Origin of the sequence: Allobosea sp. (assembly GCF_017308075.1) — a bacterium.
Classification (GTDB): Bacteria; Pseudomonadota; Alphaproteobacteria; order Rhizobiales; family Beijerinckiaceae; genus Allobosea.
In genome coordinates, this window is record NZ_JAFKFX010000029.1 from 196,554 (window position 1) to 210,141 (window position 13,588).

General features: G+C 66.7%; 12 protein-coding genes. 7 read left to right on the top strand and 5 right to left on the bottom strand.

Annotated elements, in window-relative coordinates; translation table 11 throughout:
- Positions 1-106 precede the first annotated feature (106 nt).
- The 5 genes from purU to J0J10_RS11525 all read right to left on the bottom strand — a co-directional run bounded on the left by purU (position 107) and on the right by J0J10_RS11525 (position 6,197).
- Positions 107-970: a formyltetrahydrofolate deformylase gene (gene purU / locus J0J10_RS11505; protein ID WP_291646645.1), complete on the bottom strand. Its 864-nt coding sequence runs from the start codon at positions 968-970 to the stop codon at positions 107-109.
- Positions 971-1,052: 82 nt separating this feature from the next.
- Positions 1,053-1,673 (bottom strand): sarcosine oxidase subunit gamma, encoded by a 621-nt coding sequence (locus J0J10_RS11510; RefSeq protein WP_291646647.1) that lies wholly within the window; start codon positions 1,671-1,673, stop codon positions 1,053-1,055.
- Entirely contained in the window at positions 1,666-4,650 is a 2,985-nt protein-coding gene (locus J0J10_RS11515; RefSeq protein ID WP_291646649.1) for a sarcosine oxidase subunit alpha family protein, read from the bottom strand. Before J0J10_RS11515 ends, J0J10_RS11510 begins: the two co-directional genes overlap by 8 nt.
- Positions 4,647-4,922, bottom strand: a complete 276-nt coding sequence (locus tag J0J10_RS11520) for a sarcosine oxidase subunit delta (RefSeq protein WP_291646650.1) — start codon at positions 4,920-4,922, stop codon at positions 4,647-4,649. Before J0J10_RS11520 ends, J0J10_RS11515 begins: the two co-directional genes overlap by 4 nt.
- A 24-nt stretch (positions 4,923-4,946) precedes the next feature.
- A complete protein-coding gene (locus J0J10_RS11525; protein ID WP_291646652.1) occupies positions 4,947-6,197 on the bottom strand; it encodes a sarcosine oxidase subunit beta family protein in 1,251 nt (416 codons plus the stop codon).
- Between the two features lie 55 nt (positions 6,198-6,252).
- Here J0J10_RS11525 and J0J10_RS11530 point away from each other — a divergent pair, with 55 nt between their 5' ends.
- The 7 genes from J0J10_RS11530 (at position 6,253) to J0J10_RS11560 (ending at position 13,497) form a co-directional block, all read left to right on the top strand.
- A complete protein-coding gene (locus J0J10_RS11530) occupies positions 6,253-7,254 on the top strand; it encodes a GlxA family transcriptional regulator (RefSeq protein ID WP_291646653.1) in 1,002 nt (333 codons plus the stop codon).
- An 89-nt stretch (positions 7,255-7,343) separates the two neighbouring features.
- Positions 7,344-8,165, top strand: coding sequence for a transporter substrate-binding domain-containing protein (locus J0J10_RS11535; RefSeq protein ID WP_291646654.1), 822 nt, complete (start codon positions 7,344-7,346; stop codon positions 8,163-8,165).
- Between the two features lie 125 nt (positions 8,166-8,290).
- The gene (locus J0J10_RS11540; protein WP_291646656.1) at positions 8,291-9,031 is read left to right on the top strand and encodes an amino acid ABC transporter permease; all 741 of its coding nucleotides are present in this window, start codon (positions 8,291-8,293) and stop codon (positions 9,029-9,031) included.
- A complete protein-coding gene (locus J0J10_RS11545; protein ID WP_291646657.1) occupies positions 9,028-9,879 on the top strand; it encodes an amino acid ABC transporter permease in 852 nt (283 codons plus the stop codon). The genes J0J10_RS11540 and J0J10_RS11545 overlap by 4 nt, the downstream gene beginning before the upstream one ends.
- Positions 9,880-9,881: 2 nt before the next feature.
- Positions 9,882-10,634 carry an amino acid ABC transporter ATP-binding protein gene (locus tag J0J10_RS11550; RefSeq protein ID WP_465247194.1) on the top strand — a complete coding sequence of 251 codons (753 nt, stop codon included), beginning with the start codon at positions 9,882-9,884 and terminating at the stop codon, positions 10,632-10,634.
- A 77-nt stretch (positions 10,635-10,711) separates the two neighbouring features.
- Positions 10,712-12,322 carry an FAD/NAD(P)-dependent oxidoreductase gene (locus J0J10_RS11555; RefSeq protein WP_291646661.1) on the top strand — a complete coding sequence of 537 codons (1,611 nt, stop codon included), beginning with the start codon at positions 10,712-10,714 and terminating at the stop codon, positions 12,320-12,322.
- 8 nt (positions 12,323-12,330) lie between these two features.
- Complete coding sequence (locus J0J10_RS11560) at positions 12,331-13,497, top strand: NAD(P)/FAD-dependent oxidoreductase (protein WP_291646663.1); 1,167 nt, start codon at positions 12,331-12,333, stop codon at positions 13,495-13,497.
- Positions 13,498-13,588: the final 91 nt, after the last annotated feature.

Sequence of the window (13,588 nt, forward strand, 5' to 3'; positions counted from 1 at the left end):
CCGACCTTAGGGCGCAAGAATTAGCGCCTCTCGGATGGAAGCTTGATCGATACACAGGCGCGGGAGATCCTCTGCGCCCTGGCGGCGGCGATCACGCCGACTCTGATCAGTCGGTGAAGACCACTGCCTTTTTGCCGTTGAGCAGCAAGCGGTCTTCCAAATGATAGCGTACGGCGCGAGCCAGTACTCGCCGCTCAATGTCGCGGCCCTTGCGGACCAGGTCCTCGGGTGTGTCGCGGTGGGAAATTCGCTCGACGTCCTGTTCGATGATCGGCCCCTCGTCCAGATCTGACGTAACATAATGTGCTGTCGCTCCGATGAGCTTGACCCCGCGTTCGTGGGCCTGGTGATAGGGCTTGGCGCCTTTGAAGCCGGGCAGGAAGGAATGGTGGATATTGATGCAGCGCCCCGAGAGCTTGGCCGAAAGTCCATCGGACAAGATCTGCATGTATCGTGCAAGCACGACGAAATCGGTCTGCGTCTCCTGGATCAAGCGCCAGAGCTCCGCCTCCTGTTCCATCTTGGTCTGCCGATTGACCGGCATATGGTGAAACGGCAAATCGCCGAGATCCGTGGATGCGATGTGCTCGCGGCCATGGTTCGAGACGATGCCGGTGATATCCATCGCCAGTTCGCCGATGCGCCAGCGATAGATGAGATCCGCGAGGCAGTGGTCGAATTTCGAGACCAGCAGCATGACCCGCTTTCGCGCTGTTGCGTCACGCAGCGAGACCGTCATCTTAAAGCGTAGCGCCATCTCGTCGACGAGGCTGCGGATCTCGGCGACGCTGCGGGCTCCGTCCAGGCGGTCGAAGACGACACGCATGAAGAAGCGTCCGGTTTCGGCGTCATCGAATTGCTGGGCGTCGCGGATATTGCAACCTGCCTCGGCCAGCAGGGTCGATACGGCGGCAACAATGCCGGGGCGGTCCAGACAGGACAGGGCAAGGATCAGCGGAGCGTTGGACATGGATCATCGGCCCGCCGGTGCGGGTCCCTGAAAGAAGGTTGACGGGAGAACAGGCGGGTAGGCAGCGCGCAACGCGCTGCCGTCAACCTCGGCCCGAGGCCACGCGACAACCGAATTCGCTCGCTGAGGCGACGAACCAGGACCAGAAGCTGCCCGCCATGCTGCGCGGAACCGCAATCTCGAAGACCGGCCCTTCGGGGGTGTCTTCCAGCCGCCAAAGATGGACGCCGACATAGGCGATGCTGGTCAGCGCCGTGTCGCCCACGGCAAAGGCGGCCGGATGCAGATCGAGCATCACGCCCTTCGCCAGGACGTCGCGAACCCGCGGCCCTGCGAGCCTGATCGCTGCGCGCGCATCGCTCTGGTCACTCACCGCGGCATGGGCCGAGAGTTCGTCGAGAAGCCCGGCGAAGCCATCACGCGAGGCGGCACGCAGCAGCCACTGATCCGGGCCGGCCCAGATGAGGTCGTGAGCCGGGCCCCGGGCGATCCGCGGCGCCGATGGCGGAGCGAGGCCAAGTCTCGTCTCGACGATCCGCGACAATGCCGCCGTGCCATCCGGCCCCGCGATCACGCTCGCCAGACCGGAGCCCTCCAGCGCGGTGACGAAGATGCCGGCCTCGCCCTCCGCGCCGAGCGAGCCAGGCTGCGCGATGCTGGCCCAGGCGCCGCGCGGTTTCCACGAGGTCGCGGTCTCAGCCATGGAGATGGGTCCCTTCGGGATCGACGAAGACGGGCGAGCAGATCTCGACGACGATGTCGCCGTTGCGGACGGGGTCATAGGCGCGGACGCGATCGCCGATGCGGCCGGCGCCGCCCCGGATCAGGCCGAGGCCCATCCAGTGGTTGAGATGCGGCGAATAGGCGACCGAGGTCATGTAGCCCTCGTCATTTTCCATCGCCGTCGCCTTGCCGATGCCGATGAAATGCGCGCCGGCGCGCAGGCGCTGCGACGGGTCGACCGGCTTGAACCCGACGAAGGACGGCCGATCCTTCTCGACGAGGGCCTGACGGCCGGCCATCAGGCGGCCGACGAAATCCTTTTTCGTCGACATCATCTTGCCGAGGCCGAGATCGCGGGCCGTGGTCTGGCCATTGAGTTCGTTGCCGGCGACATGGCCCTTCTCAATGCGCATCACGCCGAGCGCTTCGGTGCCGTAGGGCGTGATGCTGAAGCGTTCGCCCGCCTGCATCAGCGCGCGCACCATCGCGTCGCCGTAATCGGCGGGAACGGCCAGCTCGTAAGCCAGCTCGCCCGAGAAGGAGATGCGGAACAGCCGCGCCGGGATGCCGCCGCCCACAGTCACGGCCTGTGCGGCGAGATAGGGGAAGGCTTCGTTCGAGATGTCGTGCGCGGGGTCGACGACCCAGCGCAGCGTCTCGCGCGCCTTCGGGCCGGCGATCGAAACCTGCGCCCACTGCTCGGAAACCGAAACCATCCGCACGTCGAGTTCCGGCCAGAGCACCTGATGGCAGAATTCCAGATGCTGCATCACCTTGCCGGCATTGGCGGTGGTGGTGGTCATCAGGAAATGCTGCTCGCCGAGGCGGGAGGTCGTACCGTCATCCATGACGAAGCCGTCCTCGCGCAGCATCAGGCCATAGCGCGCCTTGCCGACCGGCAGGGCCTTCCAGCCATTGATGTACACGCGCTCGAGGAACTCGGCCGCGTCGGCGCCCTGGATGTCGATCTTGCCCAGCGTCGAGACATCGCAGATGCCGACACTTGCGCGAACCGCCAGGACCTCGCGGTTGACGGTGGTCAACCAGTCATTCTCGCCGGGCTTCGGGTAATACTGCGCGCGCAGCCATTGACCGGCCTCGACGAAGACGGCGCCTTGCTCGCGCGACCAGTCATGGGTCGGCGCAAGACGGGCGGGCTTGAAATCCTTGCCGCGGTGATGGCCGGCGAGCGCGCCGATCGCGACCGGCGTATAGGGCGGCCGGAACGTCGTCGTTCCCGTCTGCGGGATCGTCTTGCCGGTCTGCTCGGCCATGATGGCGAGGCCGGAGAGGTTCGAGGTCTTGCCCTGGTCGGTCGCCATGCCGAGCGTGGTATAGCGCTTGAGATGCTCGACCGGCCGGAAGCCCTCGCGGGCCGCAAGCTCGACATCCTTGTCGGTCACGTCGTTCTGGTAGTCGACGAAGGCCTTGCCCTTCGAGCCCTTCACCCGCCAGACCGGCTGGAGCCTGGTCGTCTCGGGATCGGTCGCGGGAATGGGTTCGACGCCGGCAGGCGTCAGTCCTGCCTCGGCGGCAGCCTCCCGGCCGAGCCGTGCGCCATCGTCCAGCGCCTGCGCCAGGGTGAAACGCCCGGCTGCGCTGCCGGCGACGGCGAGACCTGCCGGCAAGGCGCCCGGCACGAAGCATTGCAGAGCCTCGTCCCAGGCTGGCTTGCCGTTCTGATGCGAGGTCAGGTGCAGGGTCGGGTTCCAGCCGTTGGAGACCGCCAGCAGATCGCAGCCGAGCGTCGTCGTCGCGCCGGAGGCATCGCGGATGGTGACGGCGTCGAGCTTGCGGCCGCCGCGCGCATCCTCGACCACGCCGCCTGCGAACAGCCGTGCACCGAGCTTCTCGGCCATTGATTTGCGTGCCGGGTCGACACCCCCGCGGGTATCGACGATCGCCGCCACCTTGCCGCCGGCAGCGGCAATGTCGCGCGCCGTGGCCCAGCCATCGTCGCCGGCCGTGAACAGCACCGTCTCGCGCCCCGGCAGAACGCCGTAGCGATTGACATAGGCGCGCGCTGCGCCGGCGAGCATGACGCCGGGCGTGTCGTTGCCGGGGAAGACGATCGGCCGCTCCAGCGCGCCCGCGGCCAGGATCGCGCGCCTGGCATAGATCCGCCAGCCACGCTGGCGCGGCTGATGAGCCGCCGGCTCCGGCAGATGATCACCGACGCGCTCGACCGCGCCATAGATACCGTGGTCGTAAAGCCCGAAAATGGTGGTGCGGGGCATGATCCGCACCTCGGGCAGGCTTTCGAGCTCGGCCAGCGTCGCGGCCAGCCATTCGCCGGCCGGCTTGCCGGCGATTTCGCGCTTCTCGGCGAGCAGGCGCCCGCCGAGGCGGAAATCTTCGTCGCAGAGAATGACGCGGGTACCGCTGCGGCCGGCCGCGAGCGCGGCAGCGAGCCCCGCCGGGCCGCCGCCGATGACCAGCAGGTCGCAGAAGGCAAAGGCCTTCTCGTAATGGTCGGGGTCCTCGGCTCCTGCCGCACGACCCAGGCCCGCGGCCCGGCGGATCAGCGGCTCGTAGAGCTTCTCCCAGAAGGCCGCCGGCCACATGAAGGTCTTGTAGTAGAAGCCGGCGACGAGCGCCGGTGAGAACAGCCCGTTGATCGAGAGCAGGTCGAAGGCGAGCGAGGGCCAGCGGTTCTGGCTCGCGGCGTCGAGCCCATCGAACAGCTCGACCACGGTGGCGCGTGTGTTGGGCTCGCGGCGGGCGCCCGAGCGCAGCTCGACCAGCGCATTGGGCTCCTCCGGCCCGGCCGAGAGAACGCCGCGCGGCCGGTGATATTTGAAGGAGCGGCCGACCAGGCGGACGCCGTTAGCGAGCAGGGCGGAGGCCAGCGTATCGCCGGCATGGCCCCGGTACAGCTTGCCGTCGAAGCTGAAGCTCAGTGCGCGGCTGCGATCGATCAGTCCGCCGGAGGCAAGGCGGAGAGGCTGCCCGCTCATGCTGCTGCTCCTGCCTTGCGGGCCTTTGCCGGTTCTACCGCTGTGATCGCATGGGTGCGGGTATCGCGGGTCACGACCAGCCAGGAATGGCAGCCGGCGCCATGATACCAAAGCTCGCGATTCACGCCGGCCGGATTGTCGCGGAGATAGACGTAATCCGTCATGGCCGCCTGCGTCGCCCTAAGGCCGTTCGGGCGTTGCGGGTCGGCCGCGCCGAGATAGGAGAATTCCTGGGCGTCGCGCGCGCCGCAATGGGGGCAATCAATGCGCATGGGAAGGTCCTCGGCAGCGCGCGGTCAGTGCAGGTTGGGCTGGGCGCCGGCGCCCTTCTCGTCGATCACTCGCCCGGTGGCGAAGCGATCGAGCCGATAGGCGGTCGCGACCGGGTGCGGCTGTCCCGTCGCGATCAGATGGGCGAAGCAGAAGCCCGAGGCCGGCGTCGCCTTGAACCCGCCATAGCACCAGCCGGAATTGAGATAGAGTCCGTCGACCGGCGTGAAATCGATGATCGGGGAGCCGTCCATCGACATGTCCATGACGCCGCCCCAATGGCGCAGCATCCGCACCCGGCCGAGGCCGGGCCAGAGCGCCATCGCCGATTCCATCACGTCCTCGATCACGGGGAGGTTTCCGCGCTGGGCGTAGGAGTTGTAGCCGTCGATGTCGCCGCCGAAGACGAGCCCGCCTTTGTCCGACTGGCTGATGTAGAAATGTCCGGCGCCGAAGGTGACGACGGTATCGATCAGCGGCTTCAATCCCTCCGACACGAAGGCCTGAAGCACGTGGGTCTCGATCGGCAGGCGCAGACCGGCCATCGCGGCTACCCGCCCGGAGTTGCCGGCGACCGCCATGGCGATCTTCTTGGCGCGGATTGGCCCGCGCGAAGTCTCGACGCCAACGGCCCGTCCACCCGAGATGGTGATGCCGGTGACCTCGCAATTCTGGATCATGTCGACGCCGCGACTGTCGGCGGCGCGTGCATAGCCCCAGGCAACGGCGTCGTGCCGGGCCGAGCCGCCGCGGCGTTGCAGCAGGCCACCATGGATCGGGAAGCGGGCATTGTCGTGATCGAGATAGGGCAGCATCGCCCTGACCTGTTCGCGGCCGAGCAGCTCGGAATCGACGCCGGCGAGCCGCATCGCGTTGCCGCGCCGGGCGAAGGCGTCGCGCTGCGCATCGGAATGGTAGAGATTGATTACGCCGCGCTGGCTGACCATGGCGTTGTAGTTCAGGTCTTCCTCGAGCCCTTCCCAGAGCTTCATCGAGAGTTCGTAGAAGGGGGTGTTGCCGGGCAGGAGGTAGTTCGACCGGATGATCGTGGTATTGCGCCCGACATTGCCGGAGCCGAGATAGCCCTTCTCCAGCACTGCGACATTGGTGATGTCGTGCCGGCTGGCGAGGTAATGCGCCGTGGCAAGGCCATGCCCGCCACCGCCGATGATAATGACATCGTATTCCGGCTTCGGCACGGGATCACGCCAAGCCGGCGTCCAGCCCTTGTGCCCTTGCAGGGCCTGAGCGAGCAGCGAGAAGACTGAATAGCGCATGGAACGATCCGGACAGGCTTGTCATCTGGAGATTGACCGACATAGGCTCCGCGACATGCTCGACAGCGACATTCGATTGCCTGCCAGCGACGACAGCACACCGGCCCATGTCGGCTTCCTGCTGATCCCGGATTTTGCGCTGCTGCCCTATGCCTCGGCGATCGAACCCTTGCGCGCTGCCAATCGGCTTTCCGGCCGGTCGCTCTATCGCTGGAGCCATGTTTCGATCGACGGAGCCCCGGCTTCGGCCTCGAACGGCGTCGCCATCGCCGCCGATGCGAGCGTGGGCGCCGATCTGCGGCTCGACTATCTGTTCGTCTGCGCGGGCGGCAACCCCGCGCTGTTCCACCATCAGCTGACCTTTGCCTGGCTGCGACAACTCGCGCGGCGTGGCGTGCGGATCGGTGGCGTTTCGGGCGGCCCCTATCTGCTCGCCCGCGCGAACGTGCTGAGCGGCTATCGCTTCACGCTCCACTGGGAACATGCGCCGGCCTTTCTGGAGGAGTATCCGGACCTCGATCTGCGCCGCTCGCTCTACGAGATCGACCGCGACCGCCTGACCTGCAGCGGCGGCACGGCCCCGCTCGACATGCTGCATGCCGTGATCGCGCGCGAGCATGGCAGCGAGCTCGCGCTCGCCGTCAGCGAATGGTTCCTCCAGACCCATGTCCGCGAGGGTGCCGGCCCGCAGCGCATGCCGTTGCGCGAGCGGCTGGGCATCGCGCACGCACCGTTGCTGCGCGTCATCGGGCGCATGGAGCAGACCATCGAGCATCCCGAGGCGCGCGAGGACCTGGCCAGGCTCGCCAATGTTTCGCTGCGGCAGCTCGAACGCCTGTTCCGCCAGCATCTCGGGCGGTCGCTGGGCGAACATTACATGGTTCTGCGCGTCGACCGCGCGCGCGACCTGCTGCGGCAGACCAGTCTTTCGATCATGGAGGTTGCGCTGGCCTGCGGCTTCGCCAGCGCCAGCCATTTCTCGCGCAGCTACAGTGGGCGTTTCGGCCATCCCCCAAGGTCCGAGCGGCTGATGCAGCCCCCGATTACTCGACGCTAAATGTCAAGAACGCGTCGCATGGGGGCAATTCCGCAGGCCGATCCACCGGAAGTCTAGAGCTTCAAATAAAAGACAGGGGATCGCGACCGATGAAGAAGCTCACCGCTCTCGCTTTGGCATTCGCCGCCACGCTCGCCGCCGCGCCGGCCTTCGCTCAAGACACCCTGGCCAAGATCAAGGAGAAGGGTGTCCTCACCGTCGGCGTCAAGAACGACTACAAGCCGTGGGGCTTCCTCGATCCGTCGGGCAAGATCGTCGGCCTCGAAATCGATCTCGCCCAGGAGGTCGCCAACAAGATCGGCGTCAAGCTCGAGATGGTCCCGGTCATCGCCGCCAACCGCATCGAGTTCCTGCGCCAGGGCCGCATCGACCTGATGATCGCGACGCTCGGTGACACCGCCGAGCGGCGCAAGCAGATCGGCATGATCGAGCCGAACTACTATGCCGGCGCGACCAATGTGCTCGCGCCGAAGAGCGCCGGCCTCAAGAAATGGGAAGACCTGAAGGGCCGCAAGGTCTGTGCCGTCCAGGGCGCCTATTACAACCGCCGCGTCTCGCAGGTGTATTCGCCGGAGCTCGTCGTGTTCCCCTCGGTGCCGGACGGTCTCAACGCGCTGCGGGGCAATAACTGCGTCGCCTTCCTCTTCGACGACACGCTCATCGTTTCGACGCTTTCGAGCGGCGATCCGAAATGGGCCAATTACGAGATGCCGCTCAACTCGGAGGACCCGCAGCTCTGGGCCGTGGCCGTTCGGCTCGACGATCTCGATGGAGCTTTCGGCAAGCTGCTGAAGGACATGTCGGTCGAATGGCACAAGAGCGGTAAGCTGCTAGCGCTCGAGACCAAATGGGGGATCAAGCAGAGCCCCTACCTGATCGAGACCAACAAGAAGCTGAAGAGCGGTTCGTAACCTCGGGGCGTCATTCCCCGGCAGCGTTTGCGCGAGCCGAGGAATGACGCGACCTGATCGCTGGCGGCTGGAATGGCCAGGCTTCGCCCGATCATGACACGCCAGCCATACCCGAGATTTCGGACATGATCGCAGCCTTCTTCGAGCGCCTGAACGACACGCAGGGGCTCAATTTCTCGATCTTCTACGATGCGTTCGATCGCTCGCGCTTCCTGACGGGACTGTGGACGACGACCTATATCTGCGTCCTGTCGATCCTGGCTTCGCTCGTGATCGGGCTTCTTGGCGTCTGGGTCGCGGGCAGCGGCTCCCGGTTCGGCCGGCTTCTCGTGCGGATCTACGTCCAGTTCTTCCGCAACACGCCGCCGCTGGTGCAGCTTTCCTTCTTCTACTTCGCCGTCGGCGGCCTGCTGCCGACGGTCTCGGACGGCTTCGGCGGCCAATCCCCGCTCGTCAGCGGCACGGGCTGGGCGATCATCGCCTTCTCGCTCTTCGCCGGCGCTTTCAATGTCGAGATTTTTCGTGCCGGCATCGAGGCCGTCCCCGAGACGATGGTCGAGGCGGCCGAATCACTCGGCTATACCCGCTTTCAACTCTGGCGCCAGATCGTGCTGCCGCTCGCCTTCCGCATCTGCCTGCCGGCGCTGAACAACAACCTCGTCAACCTCGTGAAGACCACCACGCTCGCCTATGCGATCGGGGTGCCCGAACTGCTCTATGCGGCGTCGCAGATCTGGTCGGAGATGTTCAACGTCCGCGAGATGATGAATGTCCTGCTCGTCGTCTATGTACTGCTCGTCGCGGTGCTGGTCTGGGTGATGCACCGTTGGGAAAAGGCCATGCGCATTCCGGGCTATATGCCATGAGGACCGGCGCCACCGACCTTCCGGTCCTGAAGCCGTTTCGCGCGGGGCCGATCGCGCCGAGCGGGCTCGCGGCACCGATGCTGCTGAGCGCCGGTCTCGTTGCGGGCGTTGCCCTCGTCTTCGCCGCTTCGCTCGCCGTGGCGCAGTCGACCGGGCCGGCGGCTCGCGACAGCGCCATGACGATCCTGTGGCGCTGGGCGCCCTTGATCTTCCAGGGCTTCCTGTTCAATCTTCTGATCAGCTTCCTGTCGATGGCGCTGGGGACAGCGGTCGGCGTGCTCTTCGGCATCGGCCAGGTTTCGCCATCCGCCGCCCTACGGAGGCCGGCTTGGGCTGCGACACAGTTCTTCCGCAATGCCCCCTGGCTCGTCCTGCTGTTCTACGCGATGTTCCTGCTGCCCTTCGAACTGAAGCTGGGGCCGGTCACCATCGCGTTTCCGGCCTGGATCAAGGCGATCATCGGGCTGGCGCTCCCGGTCGCGGCGAACGTCTCCGAGATCGTGCGCGGCGGCATCCGCTCGATCCCCTCGGGCCAGTGGGAATCCGCCGAGTCCCTGGCCTTCAACCGCCGCCAGACGATGTGGATGATCATCCTGCCGCAAGCCTTCAAGCGGATGATCCCGCCCTGGATGAACCTCTACGCCATCCTGACCATGGCGACGACGCTGATCTCGGTGGTCGGCATCCAGGACGGGCTGACGGTGACGCGCGCCGCCCTCGCCGCCGAAAGCAGGCCGGAGCTGATGCTGCCGATGTACCTGCTGCTCCTGCTGATGTTCTTCGCCTACTGCTATCCGATCGCGCGTCTCACCATCGCGCTCGAACGCCGCTTCAACGTGAAGGGATGATCATGGCCGCCAAGCATCAACTCGGCGAGCCCGTCGTCGTCGTCGAAGGCGTCGAGAAGGCGTTCGGCGCCTTCCCGGTCCTGAAGGATGTCAGTCTAACTATCCGCCGCGGCGAAACCGTCTGCATCATCGGCCCGTCGGGCTCGGGCAAGTCGACGCTGTTGCGCTGCATCAACGCGCTGGTGCCGATCGGCAAGGGCTCGATCACCGTCGCCGGCCGGCAGGTCAACGACCCCGCGCTCGACAAGCTGGCCCTGCGCCGGGACGTCGGCATCGTCTTCCAGCAATACAACCTGTTCCCGCACAAGACCGCCCTGCAGAACGTGATGATGGCGCCGATCCACGTCCTGAAGCAGGACCGGGGCGAGGTCGAGGAGCGGGCCAAGCAGCTGCTCGCCAAGGTCGGCCTGTCACACAAGCATGACGCCTATCCGGGCGAGCTTTCGGGAGGGCAGCAGCAGCGCGTCGCGATCGCGCGCTCGCTGGCGATGAACCCGAAGGTGATGCTGTTCGACGAGGTCACCGCGGCGCTCGACCCCGAGACCAAGAAGGAGGTGCTCGTCGCCATCCGCGATCTCGCCGCCGAAGGTATGACCTGCATCCTCGTCACCCATGAGATGGGCTTTGCCCGCGAGGTCGCGGATCGCGTCTATTTCACCGATGGAGGCGTCATCGTCGAGCATGCGCCGCCAGCCGAGTTCTTCGGCGCGCCGCGCGAGGCCCGCACCCGCGCCTTTCTCGACCAGGTGCTTTGACGCGAGATGCCGCAAGCCGGCCGGCCGATGCGGCCCGCCAGCCCAAGAATGCCAGCCGTCATTCGAGATCGAATCCCATGAACGTTCCCGCTTCAGATCCGAAATCCGTGACCGGCAAGCCGCTGGTCATCGACGAGAGAGTCGATGTTCTGGTGATCGGCGGAGGAGCGGCCGGGCTCGAAGCTGCGATCGGGGCGGCAGCGCGCGGATTCGGCGTCCTTCTGGTGGACGAGAACCCTGTGCCCATCAGGACGATGGGCGACGACGTGCCGCTGCATTTCGGGCAGGGCATGGCTGCCAATGCCCGCAACCGCAACGCGATGATGGAAGCGTTCGTCGCCTCCGAGCCGCGGATCGAAGAAGCCTTCGAGGCCGGCATCGACGTTCGCCTCGGCACGGCCTGCTGGGGGCTCTACGCCAACGGCGCCTCGCTCGGCTGGATGCCGGGGCTCGTCGTGGGGCTTGCCGACGAGGAGCGCAGCCTCCTGGTCGAGGCGCAGCATGTGATCTTCGCCTGCGGCAGGCGCGACATGGGGCTCGGCTTTCCCGGTTGGGAGAAGCCGGGCGTGATGGGTGCCACCGCGGCGCTCAATCTCGCGACCCGATATGGCGCCCTCGGGCCGCAACGGGTCGTCGTTCTCGGCTCCAGCACTGAGGCGCTGACGACGGCGTTGGCCCTGCGCGAGACCGGGGTCGCGATCGTCGCGATCGTCGAGCAGGCGCACGGTGGCGTTGGCGATGCGGCCTTGCTGGCGAATCTGCGTAACGGCGGGACCGAAATCCTGACGGGCCATGTCGTGCGCGCGGCTGTCGGACACGACGGCGTCGAAGCGGCCAGCGTTGGTCCCCTCGACGACACGGGGCATCCGGTCGGCGAGGAGCGCACCCTGGCCTGCGATGGCATCGTGCTCGCGGTCGGAGCCACGCCCGTCATCGATCTCATCGATGCCGGCGGCTGCAAGGTGGCGTTCCAGCCCGAGCGCGGCGGCTATGCGCCGATCCTCGACGCCAGCCAGCAAACCAGCATCGCCAATGTCTATGCGGTCGGTGACTGCGCCGGCATCTGGGCGGCCAAGACACGCGACCGCGCGATTGCCGAGGCGGAGGCTGTGCGCGCCGTCGCCGCGCTCGGTGCCGCTGCAACCGATGTCCGGACCGAGCTGCCGCCGGCTCCAGAATATGACATCTCAGCCTATCGTCTGGCCTGGGTCCGCGCGAGCGTCGTCGAGGCGCGCGCCGAATTCCATGTCTGCCAGTGCGAGGAGGTGACGGCACGCGAGATCCTCGAGATCCGGCCGCCGCGTTATCTTGACTGGCGGGACGAACGCCGCAACGACCGTTCGCTGTCGGCGCTGCTCGGCGAGGGGCCGCCCAATCCCGATCAGGTGAAACGGCTGACACGCGCCGGTATGGGCCCGTGCCAAGGCCGGCGCTGCCGGGAGCAGGTCGCGGCCCTGCTGGCGCTCGGCGCCGCGCAGCCCCTGTCCGCCATCCCGCTCGCCAGCTACCGCGCACCGGCGCGGCCGATGCCGCTGTCGATGACGGCTCATGTGCCCGAAGCGCCGGAGCAGGCGGAACATTGGGACACCTGGTTCGGCATGCACGCGCAATGGGTCCCGTTCTGGGAGGTCCCGGAGCGCTACACCGTCGCGACCAATGACGCGACCGGCCCTGTCGCGAGCGAGTGAGAGCCATCATGAGCGAGATCAAGGGAGCATCCGTCGTCATCGTGGGGGGCGGCGTTACGGGCCTCTCGGCCGGTTGGTGGCTGGCGCGCGACGGCGTCGACGTGCTGGTCATCGAGAAGGGCATGATCGGCTGGGAGGCGTCCGGCCGTAACGGTGGTGGCTGTTCTCACCATCACTCCCCACTCTTCGCCGAGGAGCAGCGGCTGTGGCCGATCATGGACGAATTGCTCGGCTACCCGACCGAGTTTAGCGGTGGGCGCATCCGGCTCGCCGCCAGCGAGCACCAGATGATGCTCTATGGGCGCGCCCTGCGAAACGCGGAGCGCCAGGGCTTTGCCTCCGAGGTGCTGGACGTGCAGCAGGCCAAGGCGATGGTGCCTCTAGCGGGGGACACCATCGTCGGCGGCTATCACTACAAGTTCGGCGGTCACGCCAACCCGCATCGCACGCTGCAGGGCTACGCCTGGGCGATGCAGGATCATGGTGGGCGCTTGCTCCAGCATACGACTGTCACCGGCTTCCGCTGCGAGGGTGGTCGGGTGACGGCTGTCGAGACCGATCGCGGCCCGATCGGCTGCGATAGCCTCGTCCTGGCCGCAGGCCCGCAGACCGGGCGCCTTTCGGCCATGCTTGGGCAGGAAGTGCCCGTGCAGTCGGCCCGCTGCGAGATGATCGTCACCGAACCGCTGCCGCTGATGCCGCTCGGCGGGGTCGACGGCTGCGGCCTCTACGGCCGCCAGACGTTGCGAGGCAACCTAGCCTATGGCGGCGGGCCGCATGAGTGGTTGACCATGGCCGAGCAGGGCTCCCCTGCCAAGCCCACGACGCCACTAATGCTGCACATGGGCCGGCGTCTCGCTGAGTTGCTGCCGAAGGCGGCCCACGCCCGCATCATCCGCTCCTGGGCCGGCGTAATCGAGAATACGCCGGACGGGCGCCCGGTGATCGACAGACTCGACTCGCAGGCGAATGTCGTGGTCGCGACACTCTCGAGCGTCGGCTTCGGCCTGTCTCCGGCGAGCGGCCATGCGATCCGCGATCTCGTGCTCGACGGGACCTGCAGCTTCGCCGAAATCTCGACCTTCAAGCTGTCGCGCTTCGCGGAGCTGGAGCCGAACTGGCGGGAGTTGCAAGGCTGGCAGGTGACGGCGGCGGCAGAGGCGCTGGCGGCGTAGGGGCCGTCAGGCCCGCATCGCTACGCGCTTTTCGGTAGGGGCCTGAGCCTGATCGACCTCTCTCTCCCTACCGGATACCATCCTTCCAGCA

Excerpts from the sequence above, each read along its gene's own strand:
- J0J10_RS11530 (WP_291646653.1), top strand. The coding sequence starts at position 6,253 with ATGCTCGACAGCGACATTCGATTGCCTGCCAGCGACGACAGCACACCG.
- J0J10_RS11555 (WP_291646661.1), top strand. The coding sequence starts at position 10,712 with ATGAACGTTCCCGCTTCAGATCCGAAATCCGTGACCGGCAAGCCGCTG.
- J0J10_RS11520 (WP_291646650.1), bottom strand. The coding sequence starts at position 4,922 with ATGCGCATTGATTGCCCCCATTGCGGCGCGCGCGACGCCCAGGAATTC.
- J0J10_RS11545 (WP_291646657.1), top strand. The coding sequence starts at position 9,028 with ATGAGGACCGGCGCCACCGACCTTCCGGTCCTGAAGCCGTTTCGCGCG.
- J0J10_RS11560 (WP_291646663.1), top strand. The coding sequence starts at position 12,331 with ATGAGCGAGATCAAGGGAGCATCCGTCGTCATCGTGGGGGGCGGCGTT.
- purU (WP_291646645.1), bottom strand. The coding sequence starts at position 970 with ATGTCCAACGCTCCGCTGATCCTTGCCCTGTCCTGTCTGGACCGCCCC.
- J0J10_RS11535 (WP_291646654.1), top strand. The coding sequence starts at position 7,344 with ATGAAGAAGCTCACCGCTCTCGCTTTGGCATTCGCCGCCACGCTCGCC.
- J0J10_RS11550 (WP_465247194.1), top strand. The coding sequence starts at position 9,882 with ATGGCCGCCAAGCATCAACTCGGCGAGCCCGTCGTCGTCGTCGAAGGC.
- J0J10_RS11510 (WP_291646647.1), bottom strand. The coding sequence starts at position 1,673 with ATGGCTGAGACCGCGACCTCGTGGAAACCGCGCGGCGCCTGGGCCAGC.
- J0J10_RS11525 (WP_291646652.1), bottom strand. The coding sequence starts at position 6,197 with ATGCGCTATTCAGTCTTCTCGCTGCTCGCTCAGGCCCTGCAAGGGCAC.
- J0J10_RS11540 (WP_291646656.1), top strand. The coding sequence starts at position 8,291 with ATGATCGCAGCCTTCTTCGAGCGCCTGAACGACACGCAGGGGCTCAAT.
- J0J10_RS11515 (WP_291646649.1), bottom strand. The coding sequence starts at position 4,650 with ATGAGCGGGCAGCCTCTCCGCCTTGCCTCCGGCGGACTGATCGATCGC.